General features: G+C 71.8%; 14 protein-coding genes. 10 read left to right on the forward strand and 4 right to left on the reverse strand.

What is annotated here, in order from left to right:
* The 3 genes from KIP79_RS14350 (at position 1) to KIP79_RS14360 (ending at position 1,823) form a co-directional block, all read left to right on the forward strand.
* A complete protein-coding gene (locus tag KIP79_RS14350; RefSeq protein WP_214105268.1) occupies positions 1-834 on the forward strand; it encodes a metal ABC transporter permease in 834 nt (277 codons plus the stop codon).
* The gene (locus tag KIP79_RS14355; RefSeq protein ID WP_214105269.1) at positions 831-1,205 is read left to right on the forward strand and encodes a Fur family transcriptional regulator; all 375 of its coding nucleotides are present in this window, start codon (positions 831-833) and stop codon (positions 1,203-1,205) included. Before KIP79_RS14350 ends, KIP79_RS14355 begins: the two co-directional genes overlap by 4 nt.
* Before the next feature lie 93 nt (positions 1,206-1,298).
* Positions 1,299-1,823, forward strand: coding sequence for a CGNR zinc finger domain-containing protein (locus KIP79_RS14360; protein ID WP_214105270.1), 525 nt, complete (start codon positions 1,299-1,301; stop codon positions 1,821-1,823).
* Between the two features lie 9 nt (positions 1,824-1,832).
* Here the strand turns inward: KIP79_RS14360 and KIP79_RS14365 are convergent, their stop codons facing one another.
* Positions 1,833-2,603, reverse strand: coding sequence for an isoprenyl transferase (locus tag KIP79_RS14365; protein ID WP_214105271.1), 771 nt, complete (start codon positions 2,601-2,603; stop codon positions 1,833-1,835).
* 12 nt (positions 2,604-2,615) lie between these two features.
* Entirely contained in the window at positions 2,616-3,419 is an 804-nt protein-coding gene (gene recO, locus KIP79_RS14370; protein ID WP_214105272.1) for a DNA repair protein RecO, read from the reverse strand.
* 234 nt (positions 3,420-3,653) lie between these two features.
* On the opposite strand from recO, the gene KIP79_RS48320 reads away from it, so the two are divergent.
* Complete coding sequence (locus KIP79_RS48320; protein WP_214105273.1) at positions 3,654-5,237, forward strand: CDP-alcohol phosphatidyltransferase family protein; 1,584 nt, start codon at positions 3,654-3,656, stop codon at positions 5,235-5,237.
* Positions 5,234-5,950 (forward strand): DUF5941 domain-containing protein, encoded by a 717-nt coding sequence (locus tag KIP79_RS48325; protein ID WP_214105274.1) that lies wholly within the window; start codon positions 5,234-5,236, stop codon positions 5,948-5,950. The genes KIP79_RS48320 and KIP79_RS48325 overlap by 4 nt, the downstream gene beginning before the upstream one ends.
* A gap of 49 nt (positions 5,951-5,999) precedes the next feature.
* Here KIP79_RS48325 and KIP79_RS14385 read toward each other — a convergent pair whose 3' ends face one another.
* On the reverse strand, positions 6,000-6,668 hold the full coding sequence (locus tag KIP79_RS14385; protein WP_214105275.1) for a hemerythrin domain-containing protein: 669 nt from the start codon (positions 6,666-6,668) through the stop codon (positions 6,000-6,002).
* Between the two features lie 91 nt (positions 6,669-6,759).
* Here KIP79_RS14385 and KIP79_RS14390 point away from each other — a divergent pair, with 91 nt between their 5' ends.
* Both KIP79_RS14390 and KIP79_RS14395 read left to right on the forward strand, forming a co-directional pair.
* Complete coding sequence (locus KIP79_RS14390) at positions 6,760-10,176, forward strand: ATP-binding protein (RefSeq protein WP_214105276.1); 3,417 nt, start codon at positions 6,760-6,762, stop codon at positions 10,174-10,176.
* A 51-nt stretch (positions 10,177-10,227) separates the two neighbouring features.
* Positions 10,228-12,321, forward strand: coding sequence for an MMPL family transporter (locus KIP79_RS14395; protein WP_214105277.1), 2,094 nt, complete (start codon positions 10,228-10,230; stop codon positions 12,319-12,321).
* Here the strand turns inward: KIP79_RS14395 and KIP79_RS49430 are convergent.
* On the reverse strand, positions 12,318-13,061 hold the full coding sequence (locus KIP79_RS49430) for an ATP-binding protein (protein WP_308169723.1): 744 nt from the start codon (positions 13,059-13,061) through the stop codon (positions 12,318-12,320). The genes KIP79_RS14395 and KIP79_RS49430 overlap by 4 nt on opposite strands.
* Between KIP79_RS49430 and KIP79_RS14405 the strand changes: the two genes are divergently transcribed.
* From KIP79_RS14405 to KIP79_RS14415, 3 genes are all read left to right on the forward strand, one after another.
* The gene (locus tag KIP79_RS14405; RefSeq protein ID WP_308169724.1) at positions 13,044-13,943 is read left to right on the forward strand and encodes a Sco1979 family transcriptional regulator; all 900 of its coding nucleotides are present in this window, start codon (positions 13,044-13,046) and stop codon (positions 13,941-13,943) included. The genes KIP79_RS49430 and KIP79_RS14405 overlap by 18 nt on opposite strands.
* 66 nt (positions 13,944-14,009) lie before the next feature.
* Positions 14,010-14,249 (forward strand): DUF397 domain-containing protein, encoded by a 240-nt coding sequence (locus KIP79_RS14410; protein WP_214105280.1) that lies wholly within the window; start codon positions 14,010-14,012, stop codon positions 14,247-14,249.
* A 251-nt stretch (positions 14,250-14,500) separates the two neighbouring features.
* Complete coding sequence (locus KIP79_RS14415; protein ID WP_214105281.1) at positions 14,501-15,535, forward strand: BMP family ABC transporter substrate-binding protein; 1,035 nt, start codon at positions 14,501-14,503, stop codon at positions 15,533-15,535.
* The last annotated feature ends 2 nt before the right edge of the window (positions 15,536-15,537 follow it).

Raw genomic sequence — 15,537 nt, forward strand, 5'->3', positions numbered from 1 at the left:
ATGATCGATCTGCTCTCCCGCGACTTCATGCGGTACGCGCTGATCGCCGCCGTACTGGTCGGGCTGACCGCCCCCGCGGTGGGCACCTTCATCGTGCAGCGGCGGCTGGCCCTGCTCGGCGACGGCATCGGCCACGTGGCGCTGACCGGGGTCGCGCTCGGCTTCCTGACCGGATCGGCCCCGGTGCTCACCGCCGTGGTGGTGGCCGCGCTCGGCGCGGTCGCCATCGAGCTGGTCAGGGCCCGCGGGCGGACCAGCGGCGACGTGGCCCTGGCGCTGCTGTTCTACGGCGGCCTGGCGGGCGGGGTGATGCTCATCTACCTGACCCCGGGGGGCAGCACGGCCTCGCTCAACTCCTACCTGTTCGGCGCGATCACCAGCGTCACGCAGCAGGACGTCTGGGTGATCGGGGCGCTGGCGGTGCTGGTGCTCGGGGTGCTCGCGGTCTTCGGCCGCGAGCTGTTCGTGCTCTGCCAGGACGAGGAGATGGCCAGGGCCAGCGGCCTGCCCACCCGGTTCCTCGGCCTGCTGATCGCGGTGGTGGCGGCGGTCACCGTGGTGGTGGCCATGCGGGCGGTCGGCCTGCTGCTGGTCAGCGCCCTGATGGTGGTGCCGGTGGCGACCAGCCAGCAGCTCACCCGCAGTTTCCGGGCCACCCTGGGCCTGTCCATGCTGTTCGGCACCATGGCCACGGTGGGCGGACTGACGTCTTCCTTCTACGTGGACGTGCCGTCCGGCGCCACGATCGTGCTGCTCGCCCTCGCCGGGTTCGGCGTAGCCTTGGGGGTGGGTAGATTCGTACGGCGAAGCCGTACTCGGGAGTCCACACCATGAGCAGAAGCCGCGACGCGGTTCACGAGATCCTCCGCCGGAGCGAGAGTTTCCGCAGCGCGCAGGACATCTTCACCGAGATGCGGGCGGACGGTGCAAAAATCGGGCTCACCACGGTCTACCGGGCGTTGCAGGCGCTCAACGACGACGGCCGGGTGGACGTGCTCCGCACCGACGAGGGTGAGGCGGTCTACCGCGTCTGCGCCAGCGCGGTCCACCACCACCATCTGGTCTGCCGCCGCTGCGGCCGGACCGAGGAGGTCGCCGGGCCCGACGTGGAGCGCTGGGCCGAGAGCGTCGCGGCCCAGCACGGCTTCACCGACATCACCCACACCGTCGAGGTCTTCGGCACCTGCGCCGACTGCGCGCGCTGACCCGCGATCACGATCCGTCCATCCGCGCTCACCGGACCCGTATCCGGGATACGCTTCCGGGACAAGGCGAAGAGAGGATCGACAGGGGTCAACATGCCATTCAGTCATGACATGGTGTACTCGCTCGCCACCGCCGTCGATCTCATCAACACGACACCCGGCGACATGGACGAGCTGGCCGACTTCGTGCAGCGGCGGCAGGTGAGCGGGGTCGAGTACCTCAACCCCGCCGACCTGGCCGAGGTGCGGGCCCTGGCCACGGCCTTCCACGAGGTGTTCACGGCGACGGACGACGACGCGGCCATCGACCGGCTGAACGGCCTGCTCGGCCGGACCAAAATCACCCCCCGGCTGACCAGGCACGACGGGTTCCCGCTGCACGTGCACTACTTCGCGCCGGGGGCCTCGCTGGCCGAGCACCTGGCCGCCGACTGCGGGGTCGCGCTGTCGCACGTGCTGGTGGAGGGCGAGCGGGACCGGTTGCGCACCTGTTCGGCGCCGGACTGCGCGCACGTGTTCGTGGACGAGTCGCGGAACCGGTCCCGGGTCTACTGCGACAGCCGTACCTGCGGGAACCGCATGCACGTGGCGGCCTACCGGGCCCGCCGCAGAGCTTAGAGCGGGCCTCTAGACCGGGTTGGGGATCGCCCCGCCGTACCGGCGGTCGCGGGAGGCGAAGACCTCGCACGCCTGCCAGAGGTCGCGCCGGTCGAAGTCGGGCCAGAGCCGGTTGAGGAAGACCATCTCGGCGTACGCGCACTGCCATAGCAGGAAGTTGGAGGTGCGCTGCTCGCCCGAGGAGCGGATGAACAGGTCGACCTCGGGCACCTCGGGCGCGTACAGGTAGCGGGCGAAGACCCGCTCGGAGACCTTGCCCGGCTTGATCCGGCCGGCGGCGATCTCCTGGGCCAGCTTCACCGCGGCGTCGACGATCTCGGCCTGGCCGCCGTAGTTCACGCAGAACTGCAGGGTGAGGGTGGAGTTGCCGCGGGTCATCTCCTCGGCGGTCTCCAACTCGGAGATCACACTCTTCCAGAGCCGCCCGGGACGCCCGGACCAGAGCACCCGGACCCCCATCGCGTTCAGCTCGTCCCGCCGCCGCCGGATCACGTCCCGGTTGAAGCCCATCAGGAAGCGCACCTCCTCCGGCGAGCGCCGCCAGTTCTCGGTGGAGAACGCGTACGCCGACAGGTACGGCACGCCGAGCTCGATGGCCCCCTCGATCACGTCGAACAGCGAGGACTCGCCCGCCTCGTGTCCCTTGGTCCGGGGCAGGCCGCGGGCCTTGGCCCAGCGGCCGTTGCCGTCCATGATGATGGCGACGTGCCGGGGCACCAGGTCGCGCGGGATGGCGGGCGGCGTGGCCCCGGACGGATGTGGAGTGGGCGGACGAACCATGGGATGAGGGTATTAGCTCCCTGTGGAGGAAACGTGCGGAGCCGGTGCGGGAACCTCGCGTTCCCCGGGTTGTTCCCCGTGCCGTTCCGTGTGCCGCTCCACGTGCCGCAGCGAGCGGATGCCGTGCTCCAGGTGCCACTGGAGGTAGGCGGCCACCAGCCCGCTGCACTCCACCCGGTTGCGCTGCTCGGCGGCGTCGGCCGCCGCCCAGTCGCCGCGGAGCAGCGCGATCATCAGCGCGATGGTCTCCGCCGCCGGGACCGCGGCCCCCGCCGGTCGGCAGGCGCCGCAGACCACCCCGCCCGCGGTGATGGCGAAGGCCCTGGCCGCGTCCGCGCCGCACCGGGCGCACTCGGCCAGGGCGGGGGCGTATCCGGCCACGGCCAGCGAGCGGAGGAAGAACGCGTCCAGCACCAGGCGGGCTTCGTGGGAGCCGTCCACCAGCGTGCGCAGCCCGCCGACCAGGAGCAGGAACTGGCGGAGCGCGGGCTCCTTCTCGGTGGGGGTGAGCCGGTCGGCGGTCTCCAGCATGGCGATCCCGGCCGTGTAGCGGGGGTAGTCGGCGACCAGCGCCTCGCCGTACGGGCGGAGGGTCTCGACCTGGGTGACCAGGTCGAGTGAGCGCCCGGTGTGGAACTGCACGTCCACGTGGGTGAACGGCTCCAGGCGGGCCCCGAACCGGGATTTGGTCTTCCGCACACCCTTGGCCACGGCCCGCACCTTGCCGGTGCGTTTGGTGAGAATCGTGATGATCCGGTCGGCTTCCCCCAGCTTGTGGGTGCGCAGCACGACGCCCTCATCCCGGTAAAGACTCACCCGCTCATGCTACTCCGAGCCCCAAATGGTGAAATTTCGGTAAGTATTGGGGCAGGTTTGTGGGCGTTTTTTGGCATCCGACCTGGACAGCGGGTTGACGGCGGGTGAACCGGGGATGGTACGGCTTTACCCAAAGGTCACTAAGCTTTGCCCCCTGGCAGGGTCGCACTTGCCAGGTGGTTGACCCCCCAACGAGGCATCCACACCGCCCGACCCCCCGTTCGAAAGGGTGCCATGACCCGTGTGGTCCTGCTGGGCTCCTCGCCCGGCCCGATCGGTTCCGCGTCCGGCGCGCCGCCCGTGCTCCCCACGGACATCCCCCTGGCGTCCCTCCCCGGCGCCCCCACGGTGTTCGGCCGGCTGCTCGGCCAGCTGGCCACGCTGGACTCCGAGCCCGTCACGATCGCCCGCCCGGCCGACGCGGACGCCTACCGGCGGCACGCCACCCGCGTGGTGGAGAGCCGGGATCTGGCCGGCGACCTGCGCGCCCTGGCCGACGCGGTGCAGGACACCCCCGGCAACGTGCTGATCATGCCGGCCGACGCGCTCCTCCACGACGAGCTGATCTACCAGCTCACCAAGGCCAAGCGCGCCGCCATCACGCTGATCCTGCGCGAGGAGCGCGACGAGAACGCGCCGGAGCCGCCGCCCATCGAGGAGGCCGTGCCGGAGATCGGCCAGGGCGTGCTGGAGGGCCTGCCGCAGCGCACCCGGGCCGGGCGCGGCCGGGTGACCTCGGTCGGCACCGCCTACCACGCGGTGACCCGCCCCAACGCCGCCCTGCTCGGCCCCATCCACCTGCAGGAGCGGCACGTGGCCACGCTGGCCGAGGTGGCCCGCGAGCTCGCCGACCTGGCCCACCTGGTGGGCCCCGAGGACGACGTCACCGAACTGCTGGTGCTCGGCCTGGTCCGGCGCGGCGTCTCGGTCGGCGTGCGCGGCCGCCGCGACCTGTTCTACCGCCGAATGTACGGCCAGGCCGACCAGACCCAGGCCGCCCTCGCCGACATGGCCACCTTCAACGAGGACCGGGCCCGGCTGGACAACGCGGTCAAGGGCGCCGACGGCTTCTTCACCACGTTCTTCGTCAGCACCTACTCCCGGTTCATCGCCCGCTGGGCGGCCCGCCGCGGCCTGACCCCCAACCAGGTCACGCTGATCTCGATCGCGCTGGGCCTGCTGGCCGCCGGCGCCTTCGCCACCGGCACCCGGCCCGGGTACGTGGCCGGCGGCGTGCTCATCTACTTCGCCTTCGTCTTCGACTGCGTGGACGGCCAGGTGGCCAGGTACGCGCGGAAGTTCGGCGTGCTGGGCGCCTGGCTGGACGCCACCTTCGACCGGTTCAAGGAGTACGCGGTCTTCGTCGGCCTGGCCGTCGGCGCCACGGTCTCCGGCCAGTTCGGCGACGGCGAGGGCGTCTGGACGCTGGCCCTGGTGGCGCTGGCCCTCCAGTCGGTCAAGCACCTGCTGGACTTCTCCTTCGGCGCCGCCAACCGGCGCAAGCCCCCGGTCCCGCTGCCCACCCTGGACCTGCGGGTACCCGACGACCGCCCGCTCCGGGACGCCCTGGAGCAGCGGCGGGAGAGCCGGAGCACCGGCGTGCAGGGGCTGCTCCGGCTGTGGACCAGGGCCGGGCGGTTCCGTCTCGTGCACTGGGCCCGCAAGATGATCGTGTTCCCGATCGGCGAGCGGTTCGCCGCGATCGCCCTCGTGACCGCGTTCTTCGACCCCCGCGTCACCTTTCTCACCCTGATCGTCTGGGGCGGCGTCGCGGCCACCTACACCCTGACCGGACGTCTCCTGAGGTCACTCGCATGATCACCCAGCCCCAGCAGGTCACCCCCCTCCCCGACCCGGACGAGGAGCGCCGCCGCGTCCAGACCGAGCGGCTGCTCGCCTACCGCGACGACGGGCCGCTGGTCGCGCTGCTGAGGGGGCGGCTCGGGCGCGGCCTGCCGCCGGTGCCCGCCACACTGGCCGCGCTGCTGGCCGTCGTCGCGCTGGCGGTCACCGGGACGCTCACCTCCGGCCCGGTGCTGGCCGTACCGTCGCTGGTGCTGGTCGCCCTGGTGGTGCCGACCGCCGCCCGCGACCACCTGGGCCGGTTCGACTGGCTGACCCCGCCGCTGCTGCGCGGCGCCGAGTTCCTCACCGTGATCCTGCTCGGCCTGGCCGAGGGCACGCCCAAGTGGCTGCTGTTCCTGCTGATCTACATCGTCGGCTACCACACCTACGACACCGTGTACCGGACCCGGCAGAGCATCTGGCCCCCGGCGTGGGTCTTCCGGGCCGGGCTCGGCTGGGAGGTCCGGCTGCTGATCATCGGCGCCGCGGCGGCCTTCGGGCAGCTGACCTGGGTGGCGGCCGTGCTCACCGGGTACCTGCTGGTGCTCTTCTCGGTGGAGAGCGTGCTCAGCTGGGTGCGGCTGGACCAGGCCACCGCGCTGGCCCAGGCGTCGGCGGACCAGGACCTGGAGGCCAGCCCGGAGGACGCCATGGAGGCGGCCACCGGCGACGCGGAACAGGCGTAACCCCCGCGTTCCCTTGCTGACGGCTCCCGCCGATGCCCGGCGGGAGCCTTCAGTTACCCCGGATGAGGCTCATCCGCCTGGCGTAGCGGCGTCGCCCGATCAGCCGCCACATCACCTTGGCCGGCAGCGGCAGGTCCGCCAGAAAGCGCTCCCGCTCCTCCGGCGTGATCTCCTCCAGGATCGCGCCCAGGGTGAGCAACTGCCGCTCGGGCGACTCCTTGGCCAGCTCGGCCTGAGCCCGTTCCCCCAACGCCTGCCACTCGGGCACGGTGAGATGCTCCGACACCAGCGGCAGGATGTGCTGCTCCTCCTCGTCCAGGTGCTCGATCAGGGCGTCCCTGTGCCGGCCGAGTTCAGCGACGATCTCGTCCCGGACCACCGGGTCGGCGGTGCGCTCCCACTCGGGGAGCAGCTCGGAGACCCGATTCAGGGTGCCGGCCACCACCTCGTGCTGCGCCTCCATCCGGAGCACCAGCTCGGCCTCCAGGTCGACCCGAGCCAGCAGCTTGGGCCAGAGCAACTCGTCCTCGTTGGTGTGGTGGTGGTGCAGGCTGTGGGCGTACTGGCGGTAGTGCGCGGCGACGATCCCGGCCCGGGCGGCGTCTCCGGCGGCGACCCGCCGCACCGCGTCCGGCAGCACCCGGGACTCTCGCCGGAACATCCGGTGGATTATCACCATCTCCTGTACGTACGGACGTTCGTCTGTCGCGACTGTCATGGAAGGCTCCTCACTGGTTTCGTGCGCCTTCACTCTCCGGTGCCGTTCTTGAAATTCTCTTGGGAGCCTCTTGAGAACTACGCTGACCCGTATGACGTCGCATTCGCCGATCCGCCTCCGGGTGCTCGGCCCGTTGGACGCACGGGTCGGCGGGCAGTCCGTGCCGCTGGGCGGGCCACGCCAGCGCGCCGTGCTCGCGCTGCTGGTGGCCTCGCGAGGCGACGTCGTCTCGGTCGACCGCATGATCGAGGACCTGTGGCGCGGCGAACCCCCCGCCAAGGCCACCGCGTCACTCCAGTCGTACGTGGCGAACCTGCGCCGCGTGCTGGAACCCGGCCGGGCGCTGCGCGCGCCCGCGCGGGTGATCGTCAGCGCCGCGCCCGGTTACGCCATCCGGATGGACGCCGACGCGGTGGACGCCTGGCGGTTCGAGCGGCTGGCCGACGCCGCCCGCGCGCTCGCCGAGACCGACCCGGCCAGGGCCCGGCAGGAGCTCGGCGAGGCGCTCGGCCTGTGGCGCGGCACGGCGTTCGCCGAGGTCGCCGACGAGGAGTGGGCGGTCGCGGAATCGGCACGGCTGGCCGAGATCCGGCTGGGCGCGCAGGAGCTGCTGGTGGCGGTGACGCTGCGCTCCGCGCCCGCCACCGAGGCGGTGCCGGGCGCCGAGCTGCTCACCCGGCGGCATCCCCTGCGCGAGGAGAGCTGGCGGTTGCTGGCGCTCGCGTTGTGGGGCAGCGGACGGCAGGCCGACGCGCTGACCGCACTGCGCCGGGCGCGGACCATGCTCTCCGACGAGCTGGGCCTGGACCCGGGGCCCGAGCTGGTCGCTTTGGAGCGCGCCATCCTGAACCAGGACCTCACCCCGCTGCGGGCCGCCACCCGGCAACCGGCAGAACGGCAGCCGGTGCCGCCGCCGGGTCCGATCGTGCCGGCCGATCCGGGCACCCCGCGCCCGGCTCCCGTACGCGCGGCGGAGCAGCTTTTCTTCGGCCGGGACGCCGAGCTGGCCGCGCTCCGCCGGACGGCGGTCGAGGTGGCCGCCGGGGAGTCGCGGATCGTGCTGATCAGCGGCGAGCCGGGCGCCGGCAAGTCCACCCTGCTCGGCCACCTGATGGCCGATCTGGACCCGGCCGTCTGGCGGGTCGCCTGCGGCCGTTGCCCGGAGGAGGACGGCGCGCCCCCCGCCTGGGCCTGGGTGGAGACGCTCCGGCGGCTGGCCGCCCAGGTCCCGCTCGGCCAGTACGAACAGGCGCTGGCGCCGCTGCTCAGCGAGGGCCAGATCCCGCACCAGGACGACGCGGCCACCGGCCGGTTCCGGCTGCACCGCGCGGTCTGCTCCTGGCTGCGTGAGATGACCGGGGACGGTCCCGCCGACGGCCGGGCGCTGGCCGTCGTCCTGGACGACCTGCACCGGGGCGACGCCGAGACGCTCGGCCTGCTCACCACGGTCGCCGAGGAACTGGCCACCTCGCGCATCCTGCTGGTGGCCGCCTACCGCCCGTCCGAGGTGTCGCAGGCGCAGTCCGACTCGCTGGCCCAGCTGGCCACCCGATCCCCCGTCCGGCTGCCACTCGCCGGGCTCTCGGCAGCCGATGTGAAGCTGCTGGTCACCGCGGTCTGCGACCGCCCGGTGGATCCCGACATGCTGGACTCACTGGCCGAGCGCACCGGCGGCAACCCCTTCTACGTGCGGGAGAGCGCCCGGCTGCTGGCGTCGGAAGGCCAGATCGGCGCGGTCCCCGACGGCGTGCGGGACGTGCTGCGCCGACGGCTCGCCCGGCTGCCCGCCCCGGCCGTCAGCGTGCTCCGGCTGGCGGCCGTGGTGGGCCGGGAGGCCGAGGTGGAGGTGCTGATCGGAGCGGCCGACACCGACGAGGACGGGGTGCTGGACGCGCTGGAGGCGGGGGTGCTCACCGGACTGCTCACCGAGCCCTCACCGGGCCGGGTCCGGTTCACCCACGCGCTGGTCCGGGACACCCTGTACCAGGACCTGTCCGGGCTGCGCCGCTCCCGCACCCACGCCCGGGTGGCTGACATCGTCGAGCGGCTACGCCCCACCGACCTGCCCGCGCTGGCCCACCACTACGCCCGCGCCGCCACCTCCGGCACCGCCGAACGGGCGATGGAGTACTCGATCCGGGCCGCCGAGCTGGCCACCCGCCGGTACGCCCACGACACCGCGGCCGGGCTGCTCACCCAGGCGCTGGAGTGTTTCGACCGGGTACCGGGCGACATCGGCGACCGAGCGGCCCGGCGGGTGGACCTGCTGGCCCGGCTGGTCGGCGCGCAGGTGCTCGCGGCCGCCGTGACCGCCGCCAGGGACACCCGGCAGCGGGCCATCGACGTGGCCGAGGAGACCGGCCGCGACGATCTGCTGCTCAAGGCGTTCACCTGCTGGACCGAGGCCACCCCGTGGCAGATCAAGCCGTACGCGGTGGTCGATGAGCGCGCTCTCGGCCTACTCGCCCGCTTGCTCCGCCGGACCGACCTGGACCCGCTGACCCGGTGCCGCCTGCTGGAGATGACCGCCTCGGAGCTGGACGGCGAGGACGACCCCCGAGCCGAGGCGATCGTGGCCGAGCTGGCGGCCATCGCCGCGACCGCCGACGACCCCGCGATCCACGCGCTCAACCTGACGGTGCGCATCCGGCAGTACCACGCCCATGAGGACCCGCGGCTGCTGGTGGAGCTGGCCGACGAGCTGGCCCGGCTGGGAGCCGAGCACGACATGGTGGCCTACCGGTGGTACGGCCAGTTCGTCGGCGCCCGGGCCTGCTACACCAAGGGCGACATCCCGGGCATGCGGACCCGGCTGGACCGCGCCCTGGACCTCGCGAAGGCGTACCAGATGGTGGAGGCCCGGCAGGTGGGCCTGGTCGCCGAGGCCATGCTGGCCCACGTGCACGGGCGGCTGGCGGAGTCCGAGCGCCTCTACAACGAGGCGTACGGGGTGCTCCGGCGAGCCGGGTCGATCACGGCGCTCGGGGCGCAGACGTTCTCCATCTTCGCCATCCGGCTCAGCCAGCACCGGGAGGCCGAGTACCTGCCCATCGTCGAGCGGATGTTCGAGGAGCACGGCCCGCTGGTGGCCGACTTCGCCGCGCTCTGCATGCTCGACGCCGGGCTGGAGGACCGGGCCCGTGAGATGCGGCGCCGCCGGGTGCCGCTCCGCCGCGACTTCTACCACGTGGTGTACGCGACGCTCCGCGGCATGGCCGTGGCCCGCATCGGCGAGCCCGGCGAGGCGGCGGAGATGATCGCCCTGCTCACCCCCATGCGGGACGAGCTGCCCGGGTCGGTCCCGATGTCGGTGGCGGCCCGGCCGGTCGCGCACGTGCTGGGCGACCTCTACCGGTCGCAGGGTCGGCCGGCCGAGGCGGAACGGGAGTACCGGCACGCGGTGACGGTCGCCCGGCGGTACGACGCGCCGCTCTGGGAGGCGGACGCCGAGGCGGCGGCACGTGACGTCGTTTCCAAGAGCATGCCAAGAGGCCGGCAAGAGGTCTGAGCCACCGTTTGAGGTGACACCTATTCCAGAATGCTCCAGAAGGACACCTCAATGGCTCGTCTGCTCAGCCGCCTGGGTGGCGCGACCGCTGCCCATCCGTGGCGCACCCTGATCATCTGGCTGCTCGCCGTGACCGCCGCTGTCGGCATCGCGGGCGTGGCCGGTGGCACCACCCACGACGACTACAACATTCCCGGCATCCCCTTCCAGGTGGGCACCGCCTACCTGGCCGACCACTTTCCTGAAATGTCGGGCGCGGGCGCCCGGGTGGTGGTGCACGGCGACGCCGCCCCGCCCCCGGCCGTGCTCACCGAGCTGAGCGACCGGCTGGCGAGCATGCGCGGCGTCTCGCTGGTCTCCCCGCCGCGCCTGTCGGCGGACGGCGACACCGCGCTCATCGCGGTGAACTACCGCGTCCCGGTCACCGACTTCGCCGGTTCTGAAGGCGTGGACGCGCTGCGCGCCGCCGCCGAGCCCACCGAGCGGGCCGGGTTCCAGGTGGAGTTCGGCGGCGAGGTGCCGGAGAACTTCTCCGCGCCCAGCGGCACCGCCGAGGTGGTGGGCGTGGTCGCCGCGCTGGTCATCCTGGTGCTGGCGCTCGGCTCGCTGGTCGCGGCCGGGCTGCCCATCCTGGTGGCGCTGATGGGCCTGGGCGTGGGCACCTCGGTGATCACGCTGCTGGCCGCCGTCACCGACATCTCCTCGACCGCGCCCACCGTCGCCTCCATGGTCGGGCTCGGCGTCGGCATCGACTACGCGCTCTTCCTGGTCAGCAGGCACGTGGAAGGGCTGCGCCGGGGCCTGTCGCCGCGCGAGGCGGCGGCCGAGGCCACCGCCACCGCCGGGTCCTCGGTGCTGGTCGCCGGGCTGACCGTGCTGGTGTCGCTGCTCGGGCTCAACCTCTCCACGCTGCCGGTCTACGCCTCCTTCGCCTACGCCACCTTCGCCACGGTGGGCGCGGTCATGGTCGCCTCGATCACCCTGGTCCCGGCCATGCTGGGGCTGGCCGGCCACCGGGTGCTCCCCCGCCGCGAGCGCTCCGGCGGCCCGGCCCGCACGGTGCGGCGGGCCGGTCCGACCCGGACCGAGCGGTGGGCGTCCTGGGTGGGGGCCCGGCCGCTGCGGTCCGCGCTGGCCGCCCTGGTGGTGCTGCTGGCGCTGGCCGCGCCGCTGCTCGGCATGCGCACCTGGCCGCAGGACGCGGGCACCCAGCCCGAATCCAGCACGACCAGGCGCGCCTACGACCTGGTGGCCGCCGAGTACGGCCCCGGCGCCAACGGCCCCATCGTGATCGCGATGCCCGCCACGCTGGCCGCCCAGGTCGCCGCCGCGCTCCCCGGGCAGCCGGGGGTGACGGCGGCCACCCCGCCGCTGGTCCGCGGCGAAGCGGCGATGATCAGCGTCGAGCCCGCCACCGGCCCGCAGGACGAGGCCACCACCGAACTGGTGCGCCGGCTCCGCGCCACACTGCCCGAGGGCGTGATGGTGACCGGCCTCGTGGCCGGGTTCGGCGACATCTCCGACCGGCTGGCCGAGCGGCTCTGGATCGTGGTGGCGTTCGTGGTCGCCCTCTCGCTGCTCCTGCTCACCGTGCTGTTCCGGGCTCCGGTGGTGGCGCTCAAGGCGGCGGTGATGAACCTGCTCTCGGTGGGCGCCGCGTACGGGGTGATCACCGTGGTCTTCCAGACCGACGCGGGGGCGCGCCTGGTCGGGCTGCCGCACGGGGGCCCGATCTCCAGCTGGGTGCCCATCCTGATGTTCACCGTGCTGTTCGGGCTCTCCATGGACTACGAGGTCTTCCTGCTCTCCCGGGTCCGGGAGGACTATCTGGCCACCGGCGACGCCAAAGAAAGCGTGGTGCGGGGCCTGTCCGCCACCGGAAAGGTGATCACCAGCGCGGCCGCCATCATGATCGCGGTCTTCGTCGGCTTCGCGCTGGACCCGGATGTCACCGTCAAGACCACCGGGGTGGGCATGGCCGTCGCCGTGCTGATCGACGCGACCATCGTCCGCATGGTGCTGGTCCCCGCCACGATGGCCCTGCTGGGGCGGGCCAACTGGTGGCTCCCTGACTGGCTGGATCGCCTGCTGCCGCGCACCGCGCACAGCGCGGCTCCGGAACTCCGCGAGCCCGTACGGGTCTAGCCCCCGGGCACCGAGAAGACAGCCCAGACGATCTTGCCGCCCTCGGCGAGTCTGGTGTAGCCCCAGGTGAGGCTGAGTTCCTGGACCAGGAACAGCCCCCGCCCGGATTCGGCGAAGTCGTCCTCGGGGCACATGATCGGCACCCGGTCGCTGGGGTCGCGCACGGCACAGGCCACGTGCACGCTCTGGTTCGACAGCCGGAGCTGGACGGGTTCGTCCGGCGCCAGCGACCGCGGCCAGCAGAGGCGTTTGTCTGGCAGGGCGTGCCGCAGGGCGTTGGTGACCAGCTCGGAGACGACCAGCTGGACATCGTCGGCGACCTGCGGCAGGCCCCACTTGTTCAGGGTCTGCACGGTGAACCGCCTGGCAGCCGAAGCTGAACCCGCACCTGCTCGCAGAGCGCAGCTGGCAGGTGCAGGCCAGGTCAAGTCAGGCCCCACAACCGGCTCGAACTCCGGAAAGAGCCCCGAAGGCGCCATTCCGGCTGCCCGGCCTGCCAGATGTGCGGTCATCGCCGTCCCTGAAGGTGAACTATCTGCCTTCCCATTAACATCATATGCAATCACGGATGCACGTGCATCCGTACGTACATCATGAGACTCGCCGTTAACAGGTCGTAAACCCCTAGTTCTGAGACGACGGCGGAGATCGTCTGTCGGCAATGTGGCCGCAATGCGACAATGGTTCACTGTTCCGGGAATTGCCTGCCCCCTGGAGTCGAAGTGAACTCGGTACCGCATGCGAACGACGAGCCCCGGGTGCTCCCGTACTCACGGGGCGGCCCCACCGTGCTGCGCATCCTGCTCGGTGCGCAGCTGCGGCGGCTCCGGCGGGCCCGAGGCATCTCGCCAGAAGACGCGGGACACATCATCCGGGCCTCGCACGCGAAGATCAGCCGCCTGGAACTCGGCCGGGTCAGCTTCAAGGAGCGCGACGTCGCGGACCTGCTGACCATGTACGGCCTGACCGACCCCGACGAGCGGTCCGTCCTGCTCACCCTGGCCCGGGAGGCCAACACGCCTGGCTGGTGGCACAAGTACAGCGATCTGCTGCCGAACTGGTTCGAGGTCTACGTCGGACTGGAGGAGGCCGCGGCCGTCATCCGCTCCTACGAGGTCCAGTTCGTGCACGGCCTGCTGCAGACCCCGGACTACGCCCGCGCGGTCATCCTGCTCGGCCACGAGGACTCTCCGAAGGAGGAGATCGAGCGCCGGGTGGCGCTGCGGATGGCCCGGCAGAAGCGGCTGGAGGGCCCGGAGGCGGTCAAACTCTGGGCGGTGGTCGACGAGGCGGCGCTGCGGCGCCCGCTCGGCGGCAAGGAGGTCATGCGCGGGCAGGTGGAGCATTTGCTCCAAGCCGTCCGTAATCCAAATGTGACCTTACAGATTGTCCCCTTCGACCGGGGCGGGCACGCCGCCGCCGGAGGACCGTTCACCATCCTCCGCTTCAACGAGCGCGAACTGCCCGACGTGGTCTACCTGGAGCAGCTCATGAGCGCCCTCTACCTGGAGAAACCCGAAGAGGTCGACCGCTACATGCAGGTCATGAACACCCTCTCCGTGGTGGCCATGCCCGTCTCTCAGACCCCTGCCTTCCTTGAGGAGGTACTGAGAACTCTCTAGCGCGTGCAAACACAGATGCACGTGCAGGCGTAATCTTGCCCTCAGCACGAGAACTCTGGAGGGCAGATGAACCACGTCTCCACCCATGTCCCCAACGCGAACGACCTGCGTTGCACCACCTGGAAGAAGAGCACCCACAGCAATCCCAGCGGCAGTTGCGTCGAAGTGGCCTCCCTCGCCGAGGACGCCATCGCCCTCCGCAACTCCCGCTTCACCTCAGGCCCCGCCCTGGTCTTCGCCCGCGCGGACATGGCGGCCTTCCTGCGCGGCGTCAAGTCCGGCCAGTTCGACGACCTGCTCCCCTAGCCGAGCGGTGCGGCCGGGTCAGGTGAAAGCGGCGAAGGCTCCGGCGCCGACGAGGGCGACCGGCCAGGCTCAGCCGACGTCGAACCAGGCCCGGCCCAGCACGGCGACGCCGAGGCGTCCGTAGACCAGTGGCGCCAGGGTCTGTTACGCATATTTCCTACTCAGGAACCATAGCAGATTACCTGTTGTACTGGTAGGAAAAGTGTGGATATGCTCGCGATGCACCATCGAGCGCCACAGAACCAGGACCCATGAGAATCACCCCAGCTCTCGCGGGGACCGCCGCGCTCTTCGCCCTCGCCGCCTGCGGCGGAGGCGGCGAGGCCGGCACCACCCCGGCGTCGGAGAACCCCCCGGCGAAGTCGATCATCCTCATCACCCCGAACCCCGTCGGCACCAACAGCTTCCTCCAGCTCGGTGTCAAGGGCGCCGAGGCCGCCGCCAAGGACCTCGGCGCCTCCTTCAAGCTGTACGAGAGCAAGGACCCCACCTCCATCGCCCAGAACGTGGACGCGGCGGTCCGGGCCAAGCCGACGGTCATCGTGGGCATCAGCTTCTCCTTCGACGACGTGTTCAGCACGGTCCCCAAGCAGCACCCCGGCCAGCAGTTCCTCCAGGTCGACTCGTGCGCCAAGGACCAGGCCCCCAACCTGGCCTGCGTGTCGTTCAAGGAGCACGAGGCGGCCTACCTGGCCGGGGTCGAGGCGGGCCTGCTCACCGCGAGCGGCCAGATCGGCGTGGTGGCGGCGCTGGACACCCCGTTCATCCACCGCTGGATCGACCCCTTCTTCGCCGGGGCCAGGTCGGTCAAGCCGGAAGTCACCGGCACCCCCCTCTACGTCGGCGGCAACAACCCGTTCAGCGACCCCGCCAGGGCCAAGTCCCAGGCGCAGACGCTCACGGGCCGCGGTGTGGACGTCATCGCGGCGGCGGCCTCCGGCGGGAACCAGGGCGTCTTCGAGGCGGTCGCCGCCTCCGGCGGCAAGGCGTTCGGGGTGGACGTCAACCAGTGCGCGCAGAGCCCGGGCAACGTCATCGACAACATCCTCAAGCACGTGGACGTGGCCGAGGCCGCCGCCATCAAGGAGATCGTGGCCGGGCGGACCGGCGGCGTGAAGGTGTACGGCCTGGCCGAGGGCGGCGTCGGCGTGACCGCCCTGGCCGAAGACGCGACCGCCTCCGGCTGCACGGTGGGCGACAACCCCGAGGTGCTGGCCAAGGTCAGGCAGGTCCGCGACGACATCGTGGCCGGGAAGACCACCGTCGCGGACCCGCTCCAGGGCTGACG

This window comes from Acrocarpospora catenulata, from assembly GCF_018476525.1.
In the GTDB taxonomy this organism is placed as follows: Bacteria; Actinomycetota; Actinomycetes; order Streptosporangiales; family Streptosporangiaceae; genus Acrocarpospora; species Acrocarpospora catenulata.

Coding starts and splice junctions, on each gene's coding strand:
- KIP79_RS14350 (WP_214105268.1), top strand. CDS start 1: ATGATCGATCTGCTCTCCCGCGACTTCATGCGGTACGCGCTGATCGCC.
- KIP79_RS14355 (WP_214105269.1), top strand. CDS start 831: ATGAGCAGAAGCCGCGACGCGGTTCACGAGATCCTCCGCCGGAGCGAG.
- KIP79_RS14360 (WP_214105270.1), top strand. CDS start 1,299: ATGCCATTCAGTCATGACATGGTGTACTCGCTCGCCACCGCCGTCGAT.
- KIP79_RS14365 (WP_214105271.1), bottom strand. CDS start 2,603: ATGGTTCGTCCGCCCACTCCACATCCGTCCGGGGCCACGCCGCCCGCC.
- KIP79_RS48320 (WP_214105273.1), top strand. CDS start 3,654: ATGACCCGTGTGGTCCTGCTGGGCTCCTCGCCCGGCCCGATCGGTTCC.
- KIP79_RS48325 (WP_214105274.1), top strand. CDS start 5,234: ATGATCACCCAGCCCCAGCAGGTCACCCCCCTCCCCGACCCGGACGAG.
- KIP79_RS14385 (WP_214105275.1), bottom strand. CDS start 6,668: ATGACAGTCGCGACAGACGAACGTCCGTACGTACAGGAGATGGTGATA.
- KIP79_RS14390 (WP_214105276.1), top strand. CDS start 6,760: ATGACGTCGCATTCGCCGATCCGCCTCCGGGTGCTCGGCCCGTTGGAC.
- KIP79_RS14395 (WP_214105277.1), top strand. CDS start 10,228: ATGGCTCGTCTGCTCAGCCGCCTGGGTGGCGCGACCGCTGCCCATCCG.
- KIP79_RS49430 (WP_308169723.1), bottom strand. CDS start 13,061: ATGCGGTACCGAGTTCACTTCGACTCCAGGGGGCAGGCAATTCCCGGA.
- KIP79_RS14410 (WP_214105280.1), top strand. CDS start 14,010: ATGAACCACGTCTCCACCCATGTCCCCAACGCGAACGACCTGCGTTGC.
- KIP79_RS14415 (WP_214105281.1), top strand. CDS start 14,501: ATGAGAATCACCCCAGCTCTCGCGGGGACCGCCGCGCTCTTCGCCCTC.